This window comes from Geothrix sp. 21YS21S-2 (genome assembly GCF_030846775.1).
GTDB lineage: Bacteria > Acidobacteriota > Holophagae > Holophagales > Holophagaceae > Mesoterricola.
The window spans coordinates 1,616,782-1,642,701 of sequence record NZ_CP132910.1 but is presented as its reverse complement, the minus strand read 5'-3'; the positions used below and the strand labels follow the sequence as shown (position 1 = coordinate 1,642,701).

The 25,920-nt window shown below is 68.4% G+C and carries 22 protein-coding genes; 15 read left to right on the top strand and 7 right to left on the bottom strand.

Features of this window, described 5'->3' with window-relative positions; all coding sequences use genetic code 11:
* Position 1 precedes the first annotated feature (1 nt).
* The 6 genes from dnaB (at position 2) to RAH40_RS07455 (ending at position 11,302) form a co-directional block, all read left to right on the top strand.
* A complete protein-coding gene (gene dnaB / locus RAH40_RS07480; RefSeq protein WP_306601466.1) occupies positions 2–1,372 on the top strand; it encodes a replicative DNA helicase in 1,371 nt (456 codons plus the stop codon).
* Positions 1,372–3,462: an ATP-dependent DNA helicase RecG gene (gene recG / locus RAH40_RS07475; RefSeq protein ID WP_306601465.1), complete on the top strand. Its 2,091-nt coding sequence runs from the start codon at positions 1,372–1,374 to the stop codon at positions 3,460–3,462. Before dnaB ends, recG begins: the two co-directional genes overlap by 1 nt.
* Positions 3,459–3,905, top strand: coding sequence for an NUDIX hydrolase (locus tag RAH40_RS07470; protein ID WP_306601464.1), 447 nt, complete (start codon positions 3,459–3,461; stop codon positions 3,903–3,905). Before recG ends, RAH40_RS07470 begins: the two co-directional genes overlap by 4 nt.
* Positions 3,906–4,177: 272 nt before the next feature.
* Complete coding sequence (locus RAH40_RS07465; protein WP_306601463.1) at positions 4,178–7,969, top strand: CheR family methyltransferase; 3,792 nt, start codon at positions 4,178–4,180, stop codon at positions 7,967–7,969.
* Between the two features lie 1,147 nt (positions 7,970–9,116).
* Complete coding sequence (locus RAH40_RS07460) at positions 9,117–10,763, top strand: hypothetical protein (protein ID WP_306601462.1); 1,647 nt, start codon at positions 9,117–9,119, stop codon at positions 10,761–10,763.
* Between the two features lie 14 nt (positions 10,764–10,777).
* Entirely contained in the window at positions 10,778–11,302 is a 525-nt protein-coding gene (locus tag RAH40_RS07455) for a hypothetical protein (RefSeq protein ID WP_306601461.1), read from the top strand.
* Between the two features lie 9 nt (positions 11,303–11,311).
* Here the strand turns inward: RAH40_RS07455 and coaD are convergent, their stop codons facing one another.
* Entirely contained in the window at positions 11,312–11,797 is a 486-nt protein-coding gene (gene coaD / locus RAH40_RS07450; protein ID WP_306601460.1) for a pantetheine-phosphate adenylyltransferase, read from the bottom strand.
* A 44-nt stretch (positions 11,798–11,841) separates the two neighbouring features.
* On the opposite strand from coaD, the gene RAH40_RS07445 reads away from it, so the two are divergent.
* Genes RAH40_RS07445 through RAH40_RS07420 form a run of 6 tightly spaced genes read left to right on the top strand, consistent with a single transcriptional unit; the run spans position 11,842 to position 18,427 of the window.
* The gene (locus RAH40_RS07445) at positions 11,842–12,936 is read left to right on the top strand and encodes a D-alanine--D-alanine ligase family protein (protein ID WP_306601459.1); all 1,095 of its coding nucleotides are present in this window, start codon (positions 11,842–11,844) and stop codon (positions 12,934–12,936) included.
* A gap of 43 nt (positions 12,937–12,979) precedes the next feature.
* The gene (locus RAH40_RS07440; RefSeq protein WP_306601458.1) at positions 12,980–13,297 is read left to right on the top strand and encodes a flagellar basal body protein; all 318 of its coding nucleotides are present in this window, start codon (positions 12,980–12,982) and stop codon (positions 13,295–13,297) included.
* 39 nt (positions 13,298–13,336) lie between these two features.
* Positions 13,337–14,545 (top strand): MFS transporter, encoded by a 1,209-nt coding sequence (locus RAH40_RS07435; protein ID WP_306602290.1) that lies wholly within the window; start codon positions 13,337–13,339, stop codon positions 14,543–14,545.
* A gap of 33 nt (positions 14,546–14,578) precedes the next feature.
* Positions 14,579–16,057, top strand: a complete 1,479-nt coding sequence (pap, locus tag RAH40_RS07430; RefSeq protein WP_306601457.1) for a polyphosphate:AMP phosphotransferase — start codon at positions 14,579–14,581, stop codon at positions 16,055–16,057.
* Positions 16,054–17,196, top strand: coding sequence for an ATP-binding protein (locus tag RAH40_RS07425; protein ID WP_306601456.1), 1,143 nt, complete (start codon positions 16,054–16,056; stop codon positions 17,194–17,196). The genes pap and RAH40_RS07425 overlap by 4 nt, the downstream gene beginning before the upstream one ends.
* Positions 17,197–17,215: 19 nt before the next feature.
* Positions 17,216–18,427 (top strand): hypothetical protein, encoded by a 1,212-nt coding sequence (locus RAH40_RS07420; protein WP_306601455.1) that lies wholly within the window; start codon positions 17,216–17,218, stop codon positions 18,425–18,427.
* A gap of 258 nt (positions 18,428–18,685) precedes the next feature.
* Here the strand turns inward: RAH40_RS07420 and RAH40_RS07415 are convergent, their stop codons facing one another.
* The 5 genes from RAH40_RS07415 to RAH40_RS07395 all read right to left on the bottom strand — a co-directional run bounded on the left by RAH40_RS07415 (position 18,686) and on the right by RAH40_RS07395 (position 22,543).
* Complete coding sequence (locus RAH40_RS07415) at positions 18,686–19,792, bottom strand: IS110 family transposase (protein WP_373432559.1); 1,107 nt, start codon at positions 19,790–19,792, stop codon at positions 18,686–18,688.
* Positions 19,793–20,172: 380 nt separating this feature from the next.
* The gene (gene recR, locus RAH40_RS07410; RefSeq protein WP_306601454.1) at positions 20,173–20,769 is read right to left on the bottom strand and encodes a recombination mediator RecR; all 597 of its coding nucleotides are present in this window, start codon (positions 20,767–20,769) and stop codon (positions 20,173–20,175) included.
* Complete coding sequence (locus RAH40_RS07405; RefSeq protein ID WP_306601453.1) at positions 20,769–21,071, bottom strand: YbaB/EbfC family nucleoid-associated protein; 303 nt, start codon at positions 21,069–21,071, stop codon at positions 20,769–20,771. The genes recR and RAH40_RS07405 overlap by 1 nt, the downstream gene beginning before the upstream one ends.
* Before the next feature lie 9 nt (positions 21,072–21,080).
* Positions 21,081–21,629, bottom strand: coding sequence for a DUF2062 domain-containing protein (locus RAH40_RS07400; RefSeq protein WP_306601452.1), 549 nt, complete (start codon positions 21,627–21,629; stop codon positions 21,081–21,083).
* Positions 21,626–22,543: a thiamine-monophosphate kinase gene (locus RAH40_RS07395; RefSeq protein WP_306601451.1), complete on the bottom strand. Its 918-nt coding sequence runs from the start codon at positions 22,541–22,543 to the stop codon at positions 21,626–21,628. The genes RAH40_RS07400 and RAH40_RS07395 overlap by 4 nt, the downstream gene beginning before the upstream one ends.
* A gap of 151 nt (positions 22,544–22,694) precedes the next feature.
* Between RAH40_RS07395 and RAH40_RS07390 the strand changes: the two genes are divergently transcribed.
* A complete protein-coding gene (locus tag RAH40_RS07390) occupies positions 22,695–22,949 on the top strand; it encodes a ferredoxin (protein ID WP_306601450.1) in 255 nt (84 codons plus the stop codon).
* Positions 22,950–23,011: 62 nt separating this feature from the next.
* Here RAH40_RS07390 and RAH40_RS07385 read toward each other — a convergent pair whose 3' ends face one another.
* Complete coding sequence (locus tag RAH40_RS07385; RefSeq protein ID WP_306601449.1) at positions 23,012–23,476, bottom strand: chemotaxis protein CheX; 465 nt, start codon at positions 23,474–23,476, stop codon at positions 23,012–23,014.
* A gap of 135 nt (positions 23,477–23,611) precedes the next feature.
* On the opposite strand from RAH40_RS07385, the gene RAH40_RS07380 reads away from it, so the two are divergent.
* Together RAH40_RS07380 and RAH40_RS07375 are read left to right on the top strand one after the other, a co-directional pair.
* Positions 23,612–24,061, top strand: a complete 450-nt coding sequence (locus RAH40_RS07380; RefSeq protein ID WP_306601448.1) for a GatB/YqeY domain-containing protein — start codon at positions 23,612–23,614, stop codon at positions 24,059–24,061.
* 31 nt (positions 24,062–24,092) lie between these two features.
* On the top strand, positions 24,093–25,919 hold the full coding sequence (locus RAH40_RS07375; protein ID WP_306601447.1) for a proline--tRNA ligase: 1,827 nt from the start codon (positions 24,093–24,095) through the stop codon (positions 25,917–25,919).
* The last annotated feature ends 1 nt before the right edge of the window (position 25,920 follow it).

Genomic DNA, 25,920 nt, shown 5'->3' with positions numbered 1-25,920 from the left:
CATGAGCGAGTGGCTCCCCCAACGCCTGCCAGAGGACATCGAGGCCGAACGCGCGCTGTTGGCCACCTGCTGCGCGCCGGGGGCCGAGACGGCCGCCACCGAGGTCTCCTTCGTCCTGACGGAGGAGGACTTCGTCCACCCCGCCCACCGCGCGGTGTTCAAGGCCCTCAAGTCCCTGATCGAGGCCCAGCTGGAGGTGAACTCCCTCACCCTCAAGGACGCCCTCGACCAGGCCGGGGACCTCGCCCGGGTGGGCGGGTTCACCGGGCTGGTGGACCTCCTCAGCGCCGAGGAGGTGGGACGGCCCAAGGTGCTGGCCGACCTGCTCATCCGCAAGCGCAAGCTCAGGCAGCTCATCCGGCTGGGGGCCCAACTGGTGCGCCAGGCCGCGGAGGAGGAGGCGCCCCCCGACACCCTCGTGGAGCAGGCGGCGGTCGACCTCTTCCGCCTGGCCCAGGGCCAGGACAAGCGGGGCCTCGAGCACATCGCCGACGTGGCCAGGGACGCCATGGAGAACCTCCTGGACCGCCTGGAGGGCCGCGGCTCCACCGGCCTCAGGGTGGGCTTCTCCAGGCTGGACGCCATCACCCAGGGCTTCCAGCCCGGCAACCTCATCATCCTCGCGGCCCGCCCCGGCATCGGCAAGACGGCCCTGGCCCTCAACTGGCTGCTGCGTTCGGCCATGTACCATCAGGCCCACGCGGCCTTCTTCTCGCTGGAAATGTCCAAGGAGGAGGTCTTCAACCGCCTGCTGTCGGCCCACTGCGCGGTGAACCTCCGCAGCGTGGCCGCCGGCAACTTCGACGAGGCCATCCAGGCCCGGCTGCTGAAGAGCCGGGACGCCCTGCTGGAGCTCCCCATCTACATCAACGACCAGGCCGCCATCACCACGCGCGAGATCACGGCCATGGTGGACCGCCACCTCTCCCACGCCAACCACAAGCTGGACCTGCTCATCGTGGACTACCTGCAGCTCCTGAGCAGCCCCGACTCGTCGCGCGCCGCCAAGCAGAGCGAGGCCACCCGCATCGGCGAGATCAGCCGCGGCTTCAAGCTCCTGGCCAAGGACCACGGCATCCCCATCGTCGTCCTCTCGCAGCTGAACCGCGAAGTGGAGCACCGCCAGGGCGGGCGCCCCCAGCTCTCCGACCTGCGCGACTCCGGCGCCATCGAGCAGGACGCCGACATGGTCATGTTCATCCACCGCCGCATGCAGCCCCCCGCCGACGGCCAGGTGGAGGACGACCGCAGCGCGGAGCTGATCATCGCCAAGCACCGCAACGGCCCCGTGGGCTCCGTGGGGCTCTACTTCGAGGGCGAGTACGCCCGCTACCGCGAGATGGAGCGCGCCACCGATCCCGGGCAGGGCTGATGGCCACGGCGCTGCCGCTCTACCCCCTCTCCTCCAAGGTCACGGCCCTGCGGGGGGTGGGACCGGCCTTCGCCGAGGCCTTCGAGGCCGCCGGCATCACCACCCTCAAGGAACTCCTCTGGTCCCTGCCGTACCGCTACATCGACCGGGGCAGCCTCCAGAAGATCGGCGAGCTCGACACCCGCTGGAGCCCCGACCGGGAGCCCGTGACCGTGCTGGGCACCGTCAAGGACCTCCGGAGCACCACCACCCGCTTGCAGCGCATGGCCCTCACCGAGGTGCTCCTGCAGGACGGCACCGGCACCATCCGCCTCATCTGGTTCAACCAGGGCTACCTGGCCAAGGCCCTGCGGCCCGGCGACCGGATACTGGCCTTCGGGCCCGTGGCCATGGGCCGCGGGGGCCTGGAGATGCGGGGACCGGCCTTCGAGAACATGGGCAAGGCGGCCGACGAGGAGAACCTCTGGATCCGCCGCTTCCTCCCCCTGTACCGCAAGCTGGGCCCCATCACCGGCCGGTACCGCCAGAAGCTGGTCCAGGAGGCCCTGGCCCGCGCCGCGGACCCGGGCGAGTGGCTGCCCCCGGACCTGGCCCGCGGCTATCCCGACACCCTGGGCGCCCTCCGGCTGCTGCACCAGCCCCCCGACGACGGGGACGCCGACCTGCTGGACGCCCACGCCACCCCCGCCCACCAGCGCCTGGCCTGCGAGGAGCTCTTCGCGTTCTCCCTGGGCGTCTCCCTGCGCCGCGCGGGCCGCATGGCGCGACGCGGCCAGCTGGTGGCCACCTCCCCCGAGCTGCGCGAACGGCTGCGGAGCTTCCTCCCCTTCCGGCTCACCGGGGCCCAGCGCACGGCCTTCAAGGAGATCGTGGAGGACCTCACCTCGGGCCGGGTCATGCACCGCCTGCTCCAGGGCGACGTGGGCAGCGGCAAGACCCTGGTGGCCTTCCTGGCCATGGCCATGGTGGCCGAGACCGGGGGCCAGGCCGCGCTCCTGGTGCCCACCGAGGTCCTGGCGCGCCAGCACGCAGCCACCTTCCAGCGGATCCTGGGCGACCAGGCCGGGCGCATGGAGCTGCTCCTGGGCCCCATGAAGGCCGCCGCGAAACGCGCCGCCCTGGCCCGCATCGCCTCCGGCGAAGCCTCCTACGTGGTGGGCACCCACGCCCTCTTCCAGGAGTCCGTGGCCTTCAGCCGGCTCCAGCTGGTGGTGGTGGATGAGCAGCACCGCTTCGGCGTGCGCCAGCGCGAGGCCCTCAAGGAGAAGGGGCTGGACCCCCACTGGCTGGTCATGAGCGCCACCCCCATCCCCCGGTCCCTGGCCCTGGCCCTCTTCGGCGACCTGGAGCAGTCCGTGCTGGACGAACTGCCCCCGGGCCGCCAGCCCATCACCTCGAGGCTCCTGGAGCCCGACCACGCCGGGCGCGCCTGGGAGCTGGTGGAGCGCGAGCTCCAGGCCGGGCACCAGGCCTTCGTCATCAGCCCGGCCATCGACCCCCAGGACGAGACCAAGGTGCCCCTGCGCGACATCCAGGCCATGGAGGGCCTCCTGCACGCCCAGTTCCCGGACGTGCCCATCGCCGTCGTCCACGGCCGCCTCAAGGCCGACGAGCTGGCCCTTCGCATGGACGCCTTCGTCAAGGGCGAGGCCCGCATCCTCCTGGCCACCACCGTGGTGGAGGTGGGCGTGGACGTGCCCAACGCCACGGTCATGGTGGTGGACCACGCCGAGCGCTTCGGCCTGTCCCAGCTCCACCAGCTGCGGGGCAGGGTGGGCCGCGGCTCGGCGCGCAGCCAGTTCATCATGCTCTCGGCCAGCGAGACCGAGCGCCTCCGCGTCCTCACCGAGACCCAGGACGGCTTCCGCATCGCCCAGAAGGACCTGGAGCTGCGCGGGCCCGGCGAATTCTTCGGCACCAGGCAGGCCGGCCTCCCCAGGTTCCAGGCCGCGGACCTGGTGCGGGACCGCAGGCTCCTGCTCGCCTGCAAGGAGGCCGCGGAGAAGGCCCTGGCCAGGGGCCTCACCGGGCCGCAGAGGGACTGGCTGAAACAGGAACAGGCACGGCTCAAGCTGGCGGAGATCTCATGACAGGCTGGAGGCCCACGGTGGCCGCGATCATCGAACGCGAAGGACGCTTCCTGGTGGTGGAGGAGACCGACGGGGTCCATCCCGAGCGCGTCTTCAACCAGCCCGCGGGCCACGTGGATCCGGGCGAGACGATGCTCGAGGCCGTGGTGCGCGAGACGATGGAGGAGACGGGCCTTCCCTTCACCCCCCAGGCCTTCCTGGGGGTCTATCACCTCAAGGCGAGAAACGGCCGCGACTACCTGCGCTCCGCCTTCATCGGCACGGTGCCCGAAGGGCAGGAGCCCGCTCCCCGGGACAGCGTCATCCTGGCCTGCCACTGGCTCACGCGGGAGGAGATCGCCGCGCGGCCCCGGTCGTCGGTGGTGGTGGCGTGCATCGACGACTACCTGGCGGGGACGCGCTACCCGCTGTCGGTCGTGGAGCGGTCGTTCTCCGACAGGTGATCCCGTACGGCCCGCGCCGCCGCGCGATTCGGCGATAACAGAAAGTTTTTTACAGGAACCATTCAAGCTTCTCAGCACGCATGTATTGGTATGCGGTGCGGGTAAACCAGCCAAGCTGTCGGCATTCCGAAAAACCATTTATAAATCCCTGCCCGTTTCCTCGTAAGCACGGATTCGGCGGGACTTCCCCGGGAAAAGGGCCTGATAGGATGGCGTCAATCCCTTTCGCCCGCAGGCTCTTTCTCCCGCAATCCAACCGGAACCCCTTCCTGATGGACATGCCGCACGACAACCTCCACGAACCCGGGGACCCGTCCGAGGTCCTGCAGCGCATCTGCGAGGTCCTGGCCCGGAAGACCGACAACGACTTCAGCCGCTACAAGCCGGGGACGCTCCAGCGCAGGATCCAGAACCGCGCGCGGGCCACGGGCTCGCGATCGCTCCAGGACTACCTCGCCCACCTCCGGGACTCCCAGGAGGAGGCCGAGGCCCTGCTGGCCGACCTGCTCATCGGCGTCACCGAATTCTTCCGCGACCCCATGGCCTTCGTGAGCCTGGCCAACAACCTGATGGCGGAACTCGCGTCGGGGAAGGCCGATCCGGATCCCCTCCGCATCTGGGTCCCGGGGTGCTGCACCGGCGAGGAGGCCTACTCCATCGCCATGCTGGTCAGGGAGCAGCTGGACGCGCTGGGCGCCACCCGTCCGGTGCGGATCTTCGCCACCGACATCGACACGAGCGCACTCATGCACGCCAAGGCGGGCCGCTACGCCCCCGAAGCCCTGCGGGGCGTCTCGCCGGACCGCATGGCACGGTTCTTCGTGCCGGAGGGCGCCCTCTTCCGGGTGGTGAAGGAGCTCCGGGACATGTGCGTCTTCTCCGTGCAGAACCTGGTTCGGGACCCTCCCTTCTCCTCCCTGCACCTCATCGCGTGCCGGAACGTGTTCATCTACCTCCAGCCGGACCTTCAGCGCAGGCTGGTCCCCCTGTTCCATTTCGCCCTCAAGGCCCGGGGCCTCCTTTTCCTGGGGCCCGCGGAGGGGCTGGCCTCCAACCCGGACCTGTTCGAGGCCGTGGACAAGGTCCACCGCATCTTCCTCCGTCGCGAGGTGCGGTACCGGCTCCCGCTGGACTTCCCCCTCGGGGACCGGCGGCTCATGTACCGCGACCGGCCCAGGGCGGAACGGGCCCCCGGCGGGCCCGCCGCCACCACCGACGGGCTTTTCGAGCGGATGCTCCTGGAGGAGTACGCCCCGGCCAGCGCCATCGTGAATGAGCTCGGGGACGTCCTGTTCTGCGCCGGGCGCATCGGGCGGTTCCTCCATCCGCCCATGGGTCCGCCCACCAGCAACCTGCTCCAGAGCACCGCCGGCCCCCTCCGGAGGGAACTGCGCAGCCTCCTGGCCCAGGCGGCGGACCCTGACGGCGCGGGCCCGGCCACAGCCGTCGTCAAGGCCGATTCGGGGCAGGGCGAGGAGACCCTCCGCGTGACGGTGCGCCCCATGCCGGGCCTGGAGCGGGAATCCGGGGTGTTCGCGGTGATCCTGCAGACGCTGGAGCCGGTCGGGCTCCAGGCGCCCCCCTCCGGCGGGGACAACCCGCTCCTGGACCAGATGGAGATGGAGCTCCGGGCCACCCAGGCCGAGCTGCAGGCCACGATGGACGAGCTGGGCTCGACCAACGAGGCGTTCAGCGCGTCCAACGAGGAGCTGCAGGCCTCCAACGAGGAGCTGCAGGCCTCCCAGGAGGAGCTCCGGTCGGTGAACGAGGAGCTCACCACCCTCAACCACGAGCTCCAGCAGAAGGTCGGCGAGCTCCGCCTCGCCAACAGCGACCTCCAGAACCTCCTCGGGGCCACCGAGATCGCGACCATCTTCCTGGACGCGGACCTGCGCATCACCCGCTTCACGCCGGCCTCCGCGGACGTGTACCGGCTCATCGACGGCGACCTGGGCCGCCCCATCGGCGACATCCTGCCCCTCTTCCGGGGCGCCGACGTCCTCGAGCTGGCCCGCCACGTCCTCGCCACCCACGGGATCCGGGAGGAGCACGTCCAGGGCGCCGACGGGAAGCGTTGGTTCATCGTGCGGGCCCTGCCGTACCGCACCCTCGCCCAGGCCGTGGCGGGCGTCGTGCTGACCTTCACCGATATCACCGAGATCATGCTGGCCCAGCGCGCCCTCGCCGAGAACCAGGAACGCATCCAGGTCAGCGAGGAGCGCCTTTCCTATTCGCTGCAGCGCAGCCACACCGGCGCCTGGGAGTTCGACAACACCGACGGCTCCGCGTACCGGACCCTGGAGCAGGCGCGGATCTTCGGCTACGACTCGACCGAGGGCGAGTGGACCCGGGACCTCTTCCTGGAGCACGTGGTGCCCGAGGACCGGGCCGAAGTCCGCCGGATCATCCGGGAGGGCGCGGCCTCGGGTTCGGACTGGACGTTCCAGTGCCGCATCCGCCGCACCGACGGGGAGATCCGCTGGGTGCTGGTGGCCGGTGGCGCCAGGGGCGGGAGGGACCACAAGCCCGGGCTCATGGCGGGGATCATCCAGGACATCACCGCACGCAAGCAGGCCGAGGAGGAGGTCCGCCGCTCCGAGGAGCGCTTCGCCCTCACCTTCCACGCGAGCCCGGACGCCATCGCCATCACGCGGATCGAGGACGGCACCTACCTGCTGGTGAACGAAAGCTTCACCCGGTTCCTGGGCTTCGCCCCAGGCGAGGTGCTCGGGAAGACGTCCATCGAGCTGAAGGTCTGGGCCGATCCCCGGGACCGGGACCGGTGGACCGGGGAACTGCGCCGGGAGGGCCAGGTCACCTGCCTCGAGATGTCCTTCCGCAAGGCCGACGGCAGCATCGCCGTCGGGCAGGTGTCCTCCAGGATGATCACCCTGGCCGGCGAGGCCGTGCAGCTGTCCATCATCCGGGACATCACCCGCCAGCGCAGCGAGGAGGAGCACCGCCGTCTCCTCGAAGCCGAGGTGGAACACATGCAGCGGATGGAGAGCCTCGGACGCCTGGCGGGGGGCATCGCCCACGACATGAACAACGTCCTGGCGGCCATCTTCGCGCTCACCCAGGCCCTCCGGGTGCGCCACGCGGACGACGCGGAACTGGACGGGGCCCTGGCCACCATGGAACGGGCCGCGGGCCGCGGACGGGACCTGGTCAAGGGCCTGGTCGGGTTCTCCCGCAAGGGCCTGAGGGAACCGGCGCCCGTCGACCTCAACGGCCTCGTCCGGGAGGAAGTGGCCCTCCTCGACCGGACCCTCATGCAGAAATACAGGCTGGTGATGGACCTGGACGAGACGCTCCCCTCGATCATGGGGGAGGCCGGCATCCTGGCCAGCGCGCTCATGAACCTGTGTATGAACGCCGCCGACGCCATGGCGCCGGGGGGCACCCTCACCCTCCGCACCCGCCGCCCCGCCGAAGGGCTCGTGGAGGTCTGGGTCGAGGACACCGGGGAAGGCATGCCGCAGGAGGTCGTGAAGAAGGCCATGGAGCCGTTCTTCACGACGAAGCCTTCCGGCAAGGGCACCGGCCTCGGCCTGTCGATGGTCCTCAACGCGGCCCTGGCCCACGGCGGGACCCTCGCCCTTCAGAGCGAACCCGGAAAGGGCACCCGCGCCATCCTGCAGTTCCCGGAGGCCGCGGCCTGCCAGGGCCCCGCCGCCCCCGAGACGGCGCCGCCGGTCCCGCCCCTGGCCATCCTGATGGTCGACGACGACGAGCTCCTGCGGGCTTCGGTCCCCACCATGCTCAGGATGCTGGGCCACCACGTGGAGACGGTGGACGGCGGCGCGGCGGCCCTGGCGTGGCTCGACGCCGGCGGCAGGGCGGATCTGGTGCTCCTGGACATGAACATGCCCGGGATGGGGGGCCTGGAGGCCCTGCGGGGCATCCGCGCCCGGAACGCCGCCCTCCCCGTGCTGCTGGCCACCGGCTACCTCGACCCGGACCTGGAGGAGGGCCTGGCGGAGGATCCGCTGGTGCGCGTCCTGGGCAAGCCCTTCACCCTCGTCGGGATCCAGAGGAAGTTCCTGGAGCTGTTCGGAGGCTGACGGAACGTATCTCGCCGCGTGCCTGATGCCTTGAACGATGTCCCTGGAATTTCTTTTGGCCTCCTTTACCTGGCCAGGGCCAACAGGAGCGGGAAGCAGCTCCTCCTGCGCCCGCTTGCGGCTTTCGCGGCCTGGCATATCCATTCCGGGACGCAAAGAGCGGTCCGGTCTTCGGCCGCCCTGGATGCGTTCGTCCTGAATGGTGCCTTGACGGGCAGGAGGGGCTCCCGTGGGTGGCGGATCTTCTCGACCGTTGCGGAGAAAGAGTCTTGGTCCCTGGCTGGTTGCGCCATGGATCCTCCTTCCGGTGCTCCTTTTCATGGCGGGACCCGCACATGGGAGCGGCCTCCTGCGGGGAGCCCTGGACGTGGATCCAGGCCATGGCGCCGTGGCCCTGAGGATCGAACTGGGCCCCGGCCTGGGTTGCCCGGCATTCAGGTATGCGCCTGCCATCGTTGGACGGTTTGCGCCGGTCCTCGAGGCGAGGGGGGGCTCGGGGTTCGCGCTCTGGCCGGGCGTTCTGGAATTGGCATTGCCCGGTGGGGGGGCACCCGAAGGGGAACCGCTCGCGAGATGGACGTGTCCGGACGGTTCAGGCGGGAGCGCGATGGCTGTTCCAGCCGCGGGCGTCGCGTGCCATGACCTCTGGAGGAAGTTCGGATACGGCATCCAGGATCCGGGCCGGGTGCCTTCGCCCCTTGTGCCAGGCCTCCGAACCCCGGGTCATGGGGTCTGGGCAGGGCCAGGCGGGGACCTTCTCCTGCCCCTTCCGGAGGGAGACGGGGACGATGCGGGGCGGGGCGCGGATGGCCTTCCTTGCGCCCTGCTGGCGGTTCGGGGGGAGACCGCCTTCGAATACCGGAAGGCGCCCCGCCCGGAGGCGACCACGCCTCTGCGCTTCCGCCTCTCGGCCATCCGGTCCAGTTCCGGCGAAACGCTTTCCTTCACCTACGGCGAAAACGGGGATTTCTTTGAAGCAACCCTGGGGCCCGAGCACCTTCGAGTCGCCCTTGCAGGCCTGGCCGCAACGGCCCCGGTTCCGGCCCTGGATTCTTGGGCCCCTGAAGGGCTCCATCGGAATACGGAAGCGCGGCTGAGGGTCACTTACGAAGGCTCGTCAGGAAACCCGGAATTCTCCGTCACGGCCATGGTGGACCCGGCAGGCGCGGACGCCTGTCCCGAGCGGTTCTGGAACAACCTCCAGGTCACGCGCATCACGGATGAATCCACAGGGGAATCGGTGGCGTTCGCCTACGGAAAGCCTGCGCAACCCCTCGACCCGGGCCCTGCCTTGATCGAGGACCGGATGCCTGCCGTAGTCCGGGAGATCACCCTGCCCGGGGGGAGGACCCTCGTCCTCGAATGGGAGGGTTGCAGGAACGAGGCTCCCGGGGGAACCCGGTTCGGAGTCGCCGCTCTAAAGGAAGGCCGGATCCTCGGCCACGAATTCAAGGAAACGGCCGCCGCCTATCGCCGGATCCCAACCGGCGCGCGGGAATCCATGCCGCCGGGCCCTCCGGTCTGGGTCCATCAGGCACGTCACTTCATTCTGGGACTGGAACGGCAGGCTCCGACCCCGTGCAGGACCCATATTCGGGACCATTGGAACCTTATTAATAGCGAACCGGACATTGGTTCAATCCCGACGTTTGAAGAGGACGGGCCTTCGTCCACCCTGCGGCCCGTCGCAGGGCGGCTGACCCGGCAAGTCACCTGGACGGAGGGAACCCCTCCAGAGGACGTGCATGAATCGGGCCGGCCCGGTCTCAAGGGGGGTTCGGGGTTCGGCCCGGATGTGCGGATGGGACCCATCCGGTACGACCCCGCGAAACGGGAAGCCACGATGGAATCCATTTCCGGCCTTCCACCCCTTGGTGCGGCCGGCCGGGTCATGACGCCGGAGGAAGCGGGGAGCCAGGGGGCCACCATCCTCGCAAACGAAATCGCAAAGAACATGCAGTCCATTCGAGAAACCAGCCAAAGGGCCAGCGGCATCCAGGCGAGCCTGGCGGCCGCATTGGCCTCGACGAAGGCCCTCGAGACCCAGCAGACCGCCCAGAGGGAACGGCTGGATGAACAGATCCGAAGCCAGGGGAAGCAGCAGGCCGCCCAGTTTGAACTCTGGAAGCTACAGTCAGGCCTTCAGGCGGAAGCCGAGCGCAGGGCCCCGATTCAGCCTGCCCAGGCCCAGCCGGCCCAAGTCCAGCCGTGGTGGGCCATCATTCCAGCGTCGCTCATGAACGATGGGATTCCTCCGCTGACGGAAGAGGAGCGGGTTGGGTCCAGGCCACGGTACAACCGGTCGGGGGATCCGCTGGGGGTGGATCGGCCCCCGCTCAAACCCAGAGAGGACCAGGAGGTCGTCCTGCTCCTCAGCAGACCGGTGACGGGTGCATTGGGATTCCTTGCGAGCCACACCGCCACGATCATCCAGACGAAAGGGCTGGACCTCGTCATTCAGTCCGGGCCGGATGTCCAGGGTTCAGGGCTCAATATCGCAAGTGTCGATATCACCCCCGCTGGACAGGGTCGGGCCCGGTTCGCAAAGGAGGCTGCGGTCACCCAGGTCCAGGCCAAGTGGTTTGTCCCATCCGGCCTGCTGACCGAGAACAGGGCCAGGTCCTTGGCGGATGAGTGGAATGGACACCATGTCAAATATTTCGACCACGAAAGGCATCTTCCCGTGACCACTTGCAACACCTTTTCCAGGTGGTTCGCCAGAAGACTCAATCTGAAATTGCCAACCGACATGCCAACACCGATCCTGTACGGTTGGACCAAGGAATTCGACTAGGGGGAGGAAATGTCATGAGCGTTCGGAACCGTTTCCTTGCTGGATTGGCCCTAACCGCCTCCTTGTCCGGGCAGCAGGCCCTGGTGCTGAGCCAGGGGCAGATCGTTGCCTTCCACGGGAATTCAATCGGCATGATCACGAAGCAGCTGGCCAAGGATGAGGCCACCTTCCGTTTCAACGGGCGCGATTACCCGAATGGCGGAAAGCTTTTCGAACAAATGGTAAGGGACACTGAAAAATCCAGCGTGCTGGATTCCCTGAAGATCGTGAACGGCGACATGGCATTCGAAGGCAGGCCCATCGAGGCTGGAACCCGCATCTTCCAGGTGGACGTCGCCATCCGGTGGGGGGACCTGATCGCGTGCCTGGCCCTGGTGCCCCATAAGGCCATGAATCGGCTTGAACCCGGACGCGCAATGGCGCTCGTCATCTTCTCGCCAAGGACGGGCCAGGGAGCCTTCAGGACGCTTCACGTCGAGGGAAAGGGCTCCAGCGACCTCTGGCTGCTGGATCCGATCGAGCATGCGAAGAAACGCTAGAGGGCTGATTCATCCCGGCAGCTTGAGCCGTGCAGCGATCCTCTCCACCAGCACCTCCGGCACCAGCCCCGAGATGTCCCCGCCCATGCCCCCGACCTCCCGGACCATGCGGCTGCTCACGACGCTGTATTCCTCCTTGGGCATGAGGAAGACGGTCTCCAGGTTCGCCGAGAGCTTGCGGTTCATCAGGGCCATCTGGAACTCGTACTCGAAGTCCGAGAAGGCCCGCACCCCGCGCACGATGAACTGGGCGTCCCGCTTGCGGGCGTAGTCCACCAGCAGGCCGTGGAAGCTGGTGACCTCGACGTTGGGCATCTTCCCGATGAGCTCCTTGAGGAACTCGACCCGCTCGGCCACGGTGAAGGCGGTGTTCTTGGCCGGATTGTGGAGGACGGCGACGATGAGGTGGTCCACCAGCTTGTCGGCGCGAAGGATCAGATCCCAGTGCCCGAACGTGACGGGGTCGAAGGAACCAGGGTAGATGGCAGTGCGCAAGGGAACTCCTGCGGAAGGCGAAGGTCCTAGTTTAGACTTGTGGGATGAACAACGCGCGCCTTTCCATCGGTCTCCTTTTCGGCGGGGAAAGCCCGGAACACGAGGTGAGCATCGTGTCGGCCCGGAGCATCGCCGCCCACCTGGACCCGGACCGCTTCGAGGTGCGACCCATGGGCATCGCCCGCAACGGCGTGTGGGTGCTCAACGGGGACCCCTTCGCGAGGCTCTCGGCCGGGGAGCTGCCGGAACGCGGGCCCTATCCGTTCCTGCCCCTGGAAAGGGGCGCCGAGATGGCGGAGCTGCCCGACGTGTTCTTCAACGCCATCCACGGGGCGGGGGGGGAGGACGGGCAGATCCAGGGCTTCCTGGAGCCGCTGCACCGGCCCTACACCGGCGCCGGGCTCCTGGCCATGGCGGCGGGGCTGGACAAGTGGATCACCAAGCGCATCTGGGAATCCGGAGGGCTGCCCGTGGTGCCCTACCTGGGGCTCACGGAGGAGGAGTGGAGGCGGGGCCCCGGGGAGGTCCTGCGGTCCGTGGCGGCCCTGGGCATGCCCGTCTTCGTCAAGCCGGCCAACCTCGGGTCCAGCATCGGCATCGAGAAGATCAAGGCCGCCGCGGACCTGCCCGCGGCCCTGGACCGGGCCTTCACCTTCGACCGGCGCGTCCTGGTGGAACAGGGCCTCACGGTGCGGGAACTGGAAGTGGCGGTGCTGGGCGGCGACGACCCCGTCGTCAGCGTCGTGGGGGAGATCCTTCCGGCCGGGGAGTTCTACGATTTCAAGGACAAGTACCTGGACGGCAAGAGCACGACCCGAATACCGGCCGAGCTGCCGGAAGGCGTCGCCAACCTGGTGCACCAGTACGCCGTGGACGCCTTCCGGGCCCTGGACGCCTACGGCATGGCCCGGGTGGATTTCTTCCTGGACCGCTCTACCGGTCGCCTGTTTCTCAACGAGATCAACTTCATCCCCGGTTTCACCAGCATCTCCATGTATCCCAAGATGATGGAGGCCAGCGGGGTGCCCTACGCGGAACTCCTGTCCCGCCTGGTCGACCTGGCCATCCGGCGCTTCGAGGAGAAGGCAAAAAAGACCCGGCTGTTCCAGAGCGGCAGCACCTGGTACGAACAGCCTTGAGAAGTTGAAGGTTGGGCCTATCCTGGAACTACCGAGGGGCTTCATGGACGGCATTTCCGCAGGCATTTCCGGCATCGGCGTTTCCGCGCAGGGCGTCGCCCTGTCGGCCAACAACGTCGCCAACCTCAACACCGACGGCTACAAGGCCAAGACCCTGGGGCAGCAGGATCTCCAGCAGGGGGGCGTCAGGGCCTCCGGCATCGGCGAGAGCCAGGAGCCCACGAACCCCGGCGGATCCAACGTCGACCTGGCCACGGAGGCCGTGAACCTGGACACCCGGGGCCTCAGCTACAAGGCTGACCTCAAGTTCCTCCAGGTTCAGCAGAACCTTCTGGGCGTCGCGCTGGACATGAAGGCCTGATCCAACCATCCTCGGAGGATGAGGAAACGGTCCTTGGCGATGGTCACGGTGGCCCTGATGGGGTTCGCCTCGGGTCTGCCCCTGTATCTGACCGGCTTCACCCTCAAGGCCTGGCTGACGGAGTCGGGACTCGATCTCAGGGCCATCGGCCTGTTCGGCCTGGTGACCCAGCCCTACGCCCTCAAGTTCATGTGGGCCCCGGTCCTGGACCGCTTCCTGCCCCCCTTCCTGGGGCGGCGCCGGGGCTGGATGGTGCTCTTCCAGGGCGCCCTGGTCCTGCTCATGGTCCTCATGGCCCTGGCGGACCCCAAGGTGAGCGTCACCCGCATCGCCCTGCTGGGCTTCATGGTGGCCTTCGCGAGCGCCAGCCAGGACATCGTGGTGGACGCGTGGCGCCGGGAGGCCTTCGCCGAGCGGGATCTGGGGCTGGCCAACGCGGTGCACATCGGGGCCTACCGGGTGGCCATGCTCGCCAGCGGGGCGGGGGCCCTCATCCTGGCGCAGGCCGCGGGGTGGCGGGCCACGTACCTGGCCATGGCCGGCCTGATGGCGGTGGGCGCCCTCGGCACCTTCCTGGCCTGGTCCACGGACGGCCAGGTCCGGCCCCCGAAGACCCTCCGGGAGGCCGTGGTGGCGCCGCTGGCCCAGCTCCTGAAGCGCCCCGCCATCGTCGAGATCCTCGCCTTCTGCCTGCTGTACAAGATCGGCGACCAGCTCGCCGACGCCATGAGCGCGCCCTTCCTGCTCCGGGGCATGGGGTTCACCAAGCTCCAGATCGGCGCCACCACCAAGACCGTGGGCATGGTCTCCATCATCCTGGGGGGCCTCCTGGGCGGGCTCCTCATGAAGAAGCTCAGCCTCAGGCGGGCCCTGTTCCTCTTCGGCCTGTGCCAGGCGGCCTCCATCCTGGCCTTCTGGGCCCTGTCCCACCTGGGGCCGCGCCTGGCGGTGCTGACGTTCGCGCTGGCCCTGGAGAACCTCAGCTTCGGCATGGGGGGCACCGCCTTCGCCACCTTCATCATGCTGCTCTGCGACCGCCGCTTCACGGCCACCCAGTACGCCCTGCTGAGCAGCCTCCTGGCCATCACGCGGGGCTACCTCACGGCCCCGGCGGGGTGGTTCGCCCTGCGCTTCGGGTGGTCGGGATACTTCCTCACCTGCGCCCTGGTGGCCATTCCGGGGCTCCTGCTCCTGGCGCGGTACGACCATTGGGGAATCGTGGAGGACAATCCCGGCGCAGAGGGCTAGAATTCGGGCCGACCCTCACCTACCGGAGCCACCATGTTCGAATCCGCCGAACTGGGCCATTCCATCGAGAAAGCCGTCTACGACCAGGAGGTGCCCGCCCTGCGCGAAGCCCTCCTGGACGCGCAGTACGACCTGGCTTCCGCGAAGAGGTTCCCCGTGATCATCCTCATCGCCGGGGTGGACGGCGCCGGCAAGAGCGCCACCGTCAACACCCTGAACGAGTGGATGGACCCGCGCCACATCCTCACCCACGGCTTTTCCGAACCCTCCGACGAGGAGCTGGAGCGCCCGCACATGTGGCGTTTCTGGCGGCAGCTGCCCCCGAAGGGCAAGATGGGGATCTTCGACGGGAGCTGGTACACCTGGCCCATCCTGGAGCGGGCCTACGGCCACATCAAGGATGCTCGCCTCGCGCAGTCCCTGGACAAGATCCGCCGGTTCGAGGAGATGCTGATCAACGAGGGCGCCCTGGTCGTGAAGTTCTGGATGCACCTCTCGAAGCAGGCCCAGAAGAAGCGCCTGAAGAAGCTCGAAGGCGACGCCCTAACCCGCTGGAGGGTCACGGACCGGGACTGGAAGCACTTCGAGATGTACGACACGTTCCGCGAGGTGGCCGAGCGCACCCTGCGCAGCACCAGCACCGCCGAGGCGCCCTGGATCGTGGTGGAGGCCGCGGATTCCCGGTACCAGAAGCTGACCGTGGGGAAGATCCTCCTGGAGCGCCTCCGGGCCCGCCTGGACAGCCCCGCGCCCCCGCCCGCCATCGTCCACGCGCCCCCCGCCGCCTCCAGCATCGACGGGCTGAACATCCTCAAGACCCTGGACCTCACCCGGAAGGTGGAGAAGGCGGAGTACGAGACGGAGCTGGAGAAGTACCAGGGCCGCCTCAACCTCCTCACCCGCCACAAGGCCTTCAAGGACCACAACGTGGTGATGGTCTTCGAGGGGGCCGACGCGGCGGGGAAGGGGGGCAGCATCCGGCGCATCACCCAGGCCATCGACGCCCGCCTGTGCGAGATCACCCCCATCGCCGCCCCCACCGAGGAGGAGCGGGCCCAGCCCTACCTCTGGCGGTTCTGGCGCCGCCTGCCCCGGCAGGGGCGCTTCGCCATCTTCGACCGGAGCTGGTACGGCCGCGTCCTGGTGGAGCGGGTGGAGGGCTTCTGCACCGAGGCGGACTGGATGCGCGCCTACGGGGAGATCAACGACTTCGAGGACCAGATGGCGCGAAGCGGGACCATCGTGGCGAAATTCTGGCTCCAGATCAGCCGGGAGGAGCAGCTCAGGCGCTTCAACGAGCGCCAGGAAAGCAAGTTCAAGCGCTTCAAGATCACCGATGAGGACTGGCGGAACCGGGAGAAGTGGGACGCCTACGAGTCGGCCATCTGCGACATGCTGGACCGCACCAGCACCGAGATCGCCCCGTGGACGCTGGTGGAGAGCGAGGACAAGTACTATGGGCGCCTGAAGATCCTCCGGACGCTCTGCGCGCGCATCGAGGAGGCTCTTTGACCCGGACCCACCCCGCCGCCCTGTGGATGGTCCTGGGGCCGCCCGCGGGGCTCCTGCTCCTGGGCCTGTGCATGGCGGCCTACCGCTGGCTGAGGCTCCGGCGGCGCCCGGTGGTCGACTCCGAGGAGGTGCTGCTGGGCGCCGTGAGCCAGAGCCTCCAGGAGCGGGGCCGGCTCGCGGCGAGCCTGGGCGAGCTGCGCACGGTGCACGAGCGGCTCCTGGACGCGCTGCCCTTCGGCATCCTGTGGGTGGACCAGCGCCAGAACCTGGCGGCCATCAACGCGGCGGCCCAGGCGCTGCTGGGCGTCAAGGCCGGCGTCGTGGGGCTGGAGGCCGGCTTCGTCCTGGAGGCCTACCCCTGGCTCCTGGAGGGCCTGGCTCGGGCCCCGGGGCCTCCGTGGCGCTGCGAGGGCGGGGGGCGGCGGTGGCAGCTCCGGCGCATCGAGGCCCCCCACATCGTGGGCGCCCTCCTCCAGTTCGAGGACGTCACGGACCTGGAGGCCGAGGAGCGGCGCCTCCAGCTGCGGGACCGCTTCGCCGAGCTGGGCGAGATGACCGCCGGCGTGGCCCACCAGCTCAAGAACGGCCTGGCCGTCCTGAAGGGCCACGGCCAGCTCCTGGATCGCGCCGGGCACCGGGACGCCGCCCAGGCCGTGCTGGCCGAGACCGACGCCCTTGAGCGGCTGGTGCAGCGCTTCCTGCAGTGGGCCAAGCCCCTGGAGCCCCAGTGCGTCGACCTGCGTCTGGAGGAGGTGGCCTCCCAGGCCGCCCAGGAGGTGCACCGGCGCCCGGCCTTCTACGACCGGGTGGTGACCGTCGAGGGGGCCGGAAGGGCCCAGGCCGACCCCATGCTGCTGCACCAGGCCCTGCTGAACCTCCTGGAGAACGCCTGCCACGCCACCCCTCCGGGCCGGCGGGTTCAGGTGCTGGTGCGGGACGGCGTGGTGGACATCCTGGACGAGGGGCCCGGGCTCAGCCCCGAGACCCTTTCCCGCATGCTCCGCCCCTTCGAGAGCGGCCGCCCCGACGGCACGGGCCTGGGCCTTCCCCTGGCCCTGAAGTGGCTCAACGCCCAGGGGGCGGACCTGGCCTTCTTCCCGCGGCCCGAGGGCGGGACCCGGGTGGAGGTGAAGCTTTGAGACGATGCCGGAGTGGACGATGACGATCCTCGACCTGAGCCCGCAACCCGGTGGAGAAGGCCTGGAGCGGGCGCTCCGCGACCGCCCGACGATCCTCGCCTACCTGGAGGACCTCCAGCGGACCGGGGCGGAGGCGGGGCTGCTGCTCGAGGGCCATGCGAGCCTGCCCGCGCGCGTGGAGGAGGTCCGGGAGGATCCCCCCTGCTTCCGGGTCCGCCTGGGGCGGGCCCTGCCCGAAGGCTGGCGCGCCGGGGCCACGCTCCTCTTCACCCTGGACGGCATCCGCCTCCTCGCCCCGGTGGACCTCCTGGAGCGCGGGCCGGAGGAGGCCTGGTTCGGCCTTCCCGCCTCGGTGGGCTTCGCCGACCGGCGCACCCGCATGCGGGCCCATTTCGGACCCCGGGAAAAGGCCACGGTCACCGTCCTGGAGGGCTTCCTGGGTGCCCGGGGCGCCACCGGGCCCCTCCTGAACCTCTCGCTGGAAGGCATCCGCATGCGCGTGGAGCGGGCCATCACGGTGCACGGGAAGGCTCCGATCGCCGTGGGCGCGGCCACCTTCCCCCCGGGGGCGAGGTTTCCCATCCTGCGCATCGACCAGCTGCCCTATTCCCCGGCGCTGGTGTGCGCCGGGGTCCTGGCGCACGTCTCCCATGCCGCCGACGGCATCCAGATGGGCATCCGCTTCGAGGACCTGGGGGAGATGGAGGCCCAGACCATCCGGCAGATCCTGGGCCGGAGGCTGCCCCGGTTCGGCGCCGGGTTCCCGGTGCGCGGGCACCGGGAGCCGCCCGGGAGGGCCACGGTGGCCGTCCAGCACGGCGAGGCCGTCGCCGAGCCGCCCGGGGACCCCCGCAAGGCGGGCCGGCGCATCCTCCTGGCCCTTTCCGACGGCCTGGACCGCGCCATCCTGGCCTCCGCCCTGCGCGCCGAGGGCTACCGCAAGGTCCACGAGGCCCGGAACACGGCCGAGGCCCTGGACCACCTGAAGGTCTTCCCCATGGACCTCGTGATCCTCGGGGAAGTGGTGGGAACCCTCTCCGCGGCGGACTTCCTCGCGAGGGTCCGGCGCCAGACCGGGGACCGCACGCCGGCCCTGCTCCTCGCCGCCCAGGTGGACGTGCGCACCTTGGCCCTGGCCCGCACCGCGCAGATCGAGCACGTGCTGCCGCTGGGGCAGGACCTCGGAGACGAATTCCGGGAGGTGCTGGCGGGGCTGCTGGCCACCCTCTGATATGTATTGGCCTGTCAAGGCTGGCAGCCAACTATTTCTCTTTTCCGGCAGTGTGTAGGGAGCAGAACGGACGGCATGCCGACGGTTGATCAGTCTGATATGCGCGGGTTGGGTACCGCATGACAACGGGTTCGTCGAGGAGCTGCCTCGATCTAGTGGCGAGGGTCATTCCAGAAGCGAATGCCTCTTAGAGGGTTCGAGGATTCTCCCACCGTTGTCCGTTCTGCTGCCGACACACTGCGGCTGCACTTCAGCCAGCTAAGGCTTGGGGGTAGGCGGTGGCAGGGCCTGGCCAATGGCCCAGAGGAAGCCGGTCAGCTCGCGGGCGATGGCCGTGCAGGTCTGGACCTTCTTCTTGCCCCTGGCCTCGAACTGCCGGTAGCGTGCGCAAAGGCGCTTCTGTGCAGCCCAGGCGATGGTCTGCACTGCTTCTGGAGCACGTTCGGCCCGTCTTTGCAGGCTCGGGGTTTTCCTCGCGGGATGCCGGTAGGTCCATGCTGCCTCCACCAGGACCCTGCGCACATGGCCATTGCCGGTCTTGGTGATCCCCCCGCGGGACCGGGTCTCGCCACTGGAATGCTCGCTGGGAACCACCCCCAGATACTTCATCAACTGGGGTGCATTGGCGAATCGCCTCAAATCGCCGATCTCAGCCACGATCGTGGTCGCAGTGAGGCGGTTGATCCCGCGCAGGGCCATGTAGCCTTCGATCAGCCTGGAGAAGGCCGAACTCGATCCGGCGGTTTCGATCTGCTCGTCGAAGGCCGCAACCCGTCTGGTCATGGCCTGGACCGTATCGACATATTCCTGAAAGACGATTTGTTGGACCGGCTGGTCGAACTTCATGGTTTCCAGCCAGCGGAGATGGGCCTGGGTCCACCGGGTTTTTCCGGAATAGGTCCGCCCGTGCCGCAGCAGGAAGGCCAACAGTCGCTGCTTGGCGACGTGCTGCAAATGCTTCAGGTCCTCCCGAGCCCGGGTCAGATCCCGCAGGGCCTCCTGGGCTTCGTCGGGCACCCATATTGCCGTTAGTTCCCCGGCCCGGTGGAGCCTGGCCAAGGTCAGACTATCGCGGCGGTCGGTTTTGACCCGGTCCCCAGGTTTCCTGGGAATGAGGGACGGCGCCACAACCTGGCACTCCAGCCGTAAAGCGAGTAGTTGCCGATAAAGGATGTAACCGCAGGGGCCCGCTTCGTAGCAGAACGAAAGCGTCGCGCCATCCTTCCGGAGTTGCCTCACAAGTTTCACCACGGCCTCCGGTGTATTGGCGATCTCACCCACGTACCGAACTTCCCCTTCGTGGGCTTCAGCCACCGAGACCGCAATCGTCTCCTTGTGGACATCCAGCCCGACGTACTTGCTCACCTTGCTAGAATCGTTCACGGCCTGTCCTCCTCAATTACGGCTCTGAGCCGGTTGTGTAATGCGCACTGAGCTTAACCCGCGTCATTTAAGGACGGACAGGCCCCTTTGAGGAGCCTGGGGCCTTGCCTCGGTGGGCCTTGCGCACCACCCTTTAGACAGCCGGGCGGAGGTTAGGGCTACCGCAGGGATGAGACCCGAGCGCCGACCCGGGCCCGGAAACAGGGTGGGCCGGAGTCATCCGGCCCCGTCCTTGGCAACCGCCTTTCCAACCGGCCCAGTTTCTGGGCTTCAGGCGATAAATCCCGGGGGTCTGGGGGCAGAGCCCCCGGGGATCTCGTTCTAACGGCCCGCCTGATTCGTGTCAGGCCAATACATGATGTCTAGACCGGCCTCCGCCCCTCCAGCGCCCGGTCCAGGGTGAGGTCGTCGGCGTACTCCAGGTCGCTGCCGATGGGCAGGCCCAGGCCGATGCGGGTGGTCTTCAGGCCCAGGGGCTCAAGGATTCGGGCCAGCCACGCGGCGGTGGCCTCCCCGTCCAGGGTGGGGTTGGTGGCCAGGACGATCTCCTGGATCCGCTCGTCCTCGAGGCGGTGCAGGAGCTCGCGCACCTTGAGCTGGTCCGGGCCCACGCCCTTGAGGGGCGAGATGAGCCCGCCGAGGACGTGGTAGCGCCCGTGGAAATGTCCGCTGCGCTCGAAGGTGAGCACGTTGCTGGCCTCGGCCACAACCACCAGGGTGCGGGTGTCCCGCTGGGGATCGGCGCAGATGGAGCACACGGGGCGGTCCGTGAAGGCCCCGCAGGTGGTGCAGAAGCCCACCGACGTGGCGGCGTGGCGCAGCAGGTCGCCCAGGTGCTCCATGGCCCCGGGGCCTTCCTTGAGGAGGTGGAGCGCCATGCGCTGGGCGGACTTGGAGCCCACCCCCGGAAGCTTCTGCAGGGCCTCCACCACGGCTTCCAGGGGGGCCGGGAGCTTCATTACAGGCCGAGGCCGGGGATGTTGAGCCCGCCGGTGAGGCCGCCGGTGATCTTGCCCATGGACTCGTCCACCTTGGCGGAGGCGTCCTTGAAGGCGGCGGAGATGAGGTCCTCCAGCATGCTGGGATCCTCGGGGTCCATGGCCTCCTTGGCCACGGAGATGCCCACCAGCTCCTTGGAGCCGTTGAGGGTGACCTTGACCATCGCGCCGCCGGCGGTGCCTTCGGCCCTCAGGTTCTTCTGGGCCTCCTGGAGCTTGGTCTGCATGGCCTGGGCCTGCTTCATGAGGAAACGCATGTCCATGGTGTTCTCCTACGTTGACGGGGGTTTGGGATGATGGAGGTGGGGCATGTGGAGGTGGAGCTTCCGGAGCCGGCGGGCCAGGCGGAGCATCACGAAGTAGCCCACGGGCATGGCCAGGGCGCTCAGCACGAAGCCGCCCAGGAGGTAGGGCAGCAGGATGGGCTTGAGCATCGCGAACAGGCCGTCCAGCCCCTCCCGGGAGATGAAGCTCCGCCACGTGATCGCGTGCCAGTGGATGGCGCTGAGGTTGAGATTCATCCCGCGGCCCAGGAGGAGGTTGCCCGCGAGGGCGCTGGCGGTGGCCATGGGGACCATGGTCCAGGGGTTGTTGATGAAGCAGGCCAGGAACATGATGGGCCGGTGGAGGCGCCGCGACAGGAAGCACGCCAGGAGGACGATGGCCGTGTGCAGCCCCAGGAGCGGATTCCACGCCAGGGAGAAGCCCACGCCGAAGCTGAGGGCGATCTGCTCGGAGGTCATCTCCGGATGCAGGATGTGACTCTTGAGTGAGGCCCACAACCCTGGCCTGGGTGCGTCCTGCGAGGGCTGGTCGGTCATCGGGTCCTTGGGGCGAAGTGGTCGAAGCTGAGGTCCGGCAGGGGCCGGAGCGTATCTCCATCATAGTGGAGAAGGGGCCCTTCGCCTCCATCCAGCGCGGTGCCCACCGGAATCAGGGGGATCCCCAGGATCCGCTCCAGGGCCGCCCGGGGCAGGGAGGATGAGAAGCACCGCGCGTAGTCCTCGCCTCCGGTGACGGCGTCGGGCGACAGGGCGCGGTCCAGGACGATGGACCGGCCCGAGGCCAGGGCCAGGGTGCGGAGATCCCGGCTCAGGCCGTCGGAGATGTCCATGCAGGCATGGACCTCGGGAATCGCGGCGAGCCGGGGGCCCAGGCCGATGCGGGGCCGCGGGTCCAGGTGGGCCGAGACGTCGGGATCGGGCAGGAGCGGGTCCTGGCCGGCCTGGAGCTTGTGGAGCCCCCGGAGGCTCGCCCCCAGCTCCTGGTCCGCGAAGAGGCCGTCGCCGGCCTCGAGGGTGTCGCGGCGAAGCCAGCGCCGGGCGGAGCCGAAGGCGGTGATGCCCAGGCCCAGGCCCCGGTCCCGGCCGACGGTGTCGCCCCCCAGGACGGGGACCCCGGCATCCCGGGCGGCCCCGGCCAGGCCCTGGAGGAATTCGTCCACCCAGTCCGCCTCCAGGTCCCGGCCCAGGGCCAGGGTGAGGGTGAAGCCGGTGGGCGCGGCGCCGCTGGCGTCCAGGTCGGAGAGGTTCACCATGAGGAGCTTGCGCCCGAGGAGGCGGGGAGGGTGCCACGCGCGGCTGAAGTGCTGGCCGTCCTCCATGAGGTCGGTGGTGACCAGGAGGGTCTCGCCGGGGAGCGGCGGGGGGACCTTCCCGCAGTCGTCCGTGAGGTCTCCGCCGCCCGGAAAAAGATCCCGGATCCTGGCGAGGATGGCATTTTCCGATAGGCGCACAACCCCTCCTGGTTCCGTACGATAGCCCAGAAAACCAGCCTCGGCCACCCGTGGCATTCCGTCACAATCCGGCTTGGAGGGAAGGGTTCGAGATGATAGGTTTGAAGGAGTGCAAACAGGTGGGGCCGAAGCCCCTGATAAGGAGAAACTCATGGCCATCACCAAGGTTTGGATCGAAGAAGGTTGCATCGTGTGCAACGCCTGCGACGCGGAATGCCCCGACGTCTTCCTGGTGACCGACACCACCTGCGTCATCAAGGCCGACGTCCGCGAGGACGGCCTCGAGACCGAGAACCGCGACGAAATGTCCGCCCTGAAGGGCGAGTTCCAGGATTCCCTGGAAGCCGGCATCGAAGCCGCCGCCGCGGGCTGCCCCGTGGAAGTCATCAAGTTCGAGAAGGCCTAGGCCTTTCCCGACCCCATGAAAAAGGCGCCGCGAGGCGCCTTTTTCATGGGAGCGACAGGCTTCTAGCTCTCGCGCAGCCCGACGTTCACCTCGAAGTCGCCGAACTCCGTCGTGAACGGGATGGCGATGCAGGGCACGTCGCCGCTGCGGCTGATCTTGTGGCCCACGCCGATGACGACCGTGGGGATGGAGATGTTCAGCTGGTGGCCGTCCTGGATCAGGCTGCGGCGGGCGTCCCCCACCACGATGTTGCCGATCTCGCCGATGGCGTCCTCGACGTTCTTGTTCAGGGACTGGATGTCCTCCATGAGCATGTTGGAGGCGATCTTGCAGGCCAGGCTCTCGGGCATGCTGATGATGATGGAGCCGGAGGTCTCGCCCGTGAGGCCGATGATGGCCGACACGTCGTAGGTGGTGATGAGGTCCTCCTTCAGCTCCAGGCCCGATTTCTCGGCCTGGATGCCGGCCATCATGTCCAGGCTGCGGAGGGTCGACTCGATGAATGGGTTAATGAAGGCAACGTTCATGGGGGGGTAGCCTCTCGGATTGTTTTCATTATTTCACTGGTTACGGTCCCCTGGCGCGGATTATTTCCACAACCGATTGAAGGCGGCACGCTTCAAGGGCAGGATAAAGATGTAGGTTGACTGGAGTTTTCCCCGATGCTGGACCGATTGCAAGCCGAATTGAAGACCTCGATGATGGCCCGGGACGCCGCCCGGACCGCGGTGCTGCGCATGGCCCTGGCCGCGTACAAGAACGAGGCGGTGGCCAAGGGCCTGGGGCCCCAGGGCGTCCTGGCCGACGCGGACGGCCTCACGGTCATGAAGCGGCTGGTGAAAAGCCGGGAGGACAGCGTCGAGCAGTTCACCAAGGCCGGCTATGCCGACCGGGCGGCAACCGAGCTGGCGGAAATCCAGGTCCTCAAGGAATTCCTCCCCTCCATGCTGGGGGGAGCCCAGCTCGAAGAGGCCGTGCGCGCCGCCATCGCCCAGACCGGGGCCCAGAGCCGCAAGGACATGGGCGCCGTCATGAAGGCCCTCCAGGCCGCCCACGGGGGCGCCTACGACGGCAAGGCCGCCAGCCAGATCGTCAATTCCCTGCTCGCCTGACCCTGACACCCACCGACCTGAAAGAGAACCGATGAAGCAGACCAAGATGTTGATCCAGACCCTCCGGGAGGTTCCCCGGGACGCCGACGTCGTGAGCCAGCAGCTCATGATGCGGGCAGGCATGATCCAGAAGCTGGCCGCGGGCATCTACGACTACCTGCCCCTGGCCCTGCGGAGCATCCGCAAGTTCGAGCAGATCGTCCGCGAGGAGCTCGCCAAGGACGGCTGCCAGGAACTGCTGATGCCCACCGTGCAGCCCGCGGAGCTCTGGCAGGAATCCAAGCGCTGGTCCTTCTACGGCAAGGAACTCCTGCGCTTCAAGGACCGCAAGGACGCCGACTTCTGCCTCGGCCCCACCCACGAGGAAGTGATCACCGACATCGTCCGCAAGAACGTCCGCAGCTACAAGCAGCTGCCCATGAACCTCTTCCAGATCCAGACCAAGTTCCGGGACGAGATCCGGCCCCGGTTCGGCCTCATGCGCGGCCGGGAGTTCATCATGAAGGACGCCTACTCCTTCCACGTGGACGACGCCGACGCCGACAAGGGCTACTGGGAGATGTTCAACGCCTACAAGCGCATCTTCTCCCGCCTGGGCGTCAAGTTCCGCCCCGTGGAGGCCGACAGCGGCGCCATCGGCGGCAGCTTCACCCACGAGTTCCACGTGCTGGCGGGCTCGGGCGAGGACGGCATCCTCTCCTGCGACTCCTGCGAGTACACCTCCAACGTCGAGAAGACCGAGGCGCCCCGCGTCCCCGCGGTGGACCACGGCCCGGCCCTCCCCCTCAGCCGCTCCCACTTCCGCACCCCCGGGATCACGGCCATGGAGGAGCAGGCCCGGGCCTTCAAGGACGACGTCCACGACGGCCTGCCCCTGCACCAGACCTCCAAGGTGTACTGGCTGACCGCTGAGTTCCCCGTGGAGGGCGACACCGTCCGCCAGGTGGCCGTCGCGTGCGTCCTCCGGGGCGACCACGAGCTCAACCCCGTCAAGGTGAAGAACTTCCTGGGCGCCGTGGACCTGCAGCCCATGGCCGACGGCGAGGATTTCTGCGGCGCGGCCCCCGGCTTCCTGGGCCCCCTCCCCCAGGAGGGCACCCGCCACTGGGCCCTCCACCAGGCCCCCAAGGATGCCCTGGTGTACCTCGTGGACCGTTCCCTGGAAGGCGCCGTCAACCTCACCTGCGGAGCCAACGTCACTGAATGCCATCACTTCGGCTTTGACCCCAAGCGCGACCTGCCGGGCGCGACGTTCCTCGACCTGCGCCTGGCCCAGGAGGGCGACCTCTGCCCCCGCTGCGGCGCGGGGCACTTCCAGGCCTTCCGGGGCATCGAGGTGGGCCAGGTCTTCAAGCTGGGCACCAAGTATTCCAAGTCGATGAACTGCGTCTACGTGGACGAGCACGGCAAGGAGAACCCCATGGTCATGGGGTGCTACGGCATCGGGGTCACCCGCACCGTGGCCGCGGCCATCGAGCAGAACTACGACGCCGACGGCATCGTCTGGCCCTGGCCCATCGCCCCCTACCAGGTGCACCTCCTGGACCTGGATCCGGGCAACGACCAGGTGCGCGCCGTCGCCGACGGCCTTGAGCGCGACCTGGAGGCCGCGGGGTTCGAGGTGCTCCACGACGACCGCGAAGGCCTGAGCCCGGGCGCCAAGTTCAAGGACGCCGACCTGCTGGGCTTCCCCCTGCGCGTCATGGTGGGCTCCAAGGGCCTCAAGGACGGCGTGGTGGAACTCAAGGACCGCCGCACCAAGGAGCTGCGCAAATTCAAGCCTGAAGCCCTGGTGGCCGAAGTGACGGAAGCCAGGGACCGCATCCTGCGGGATCTGGAGATCCAGGGCGGGAGGTGAG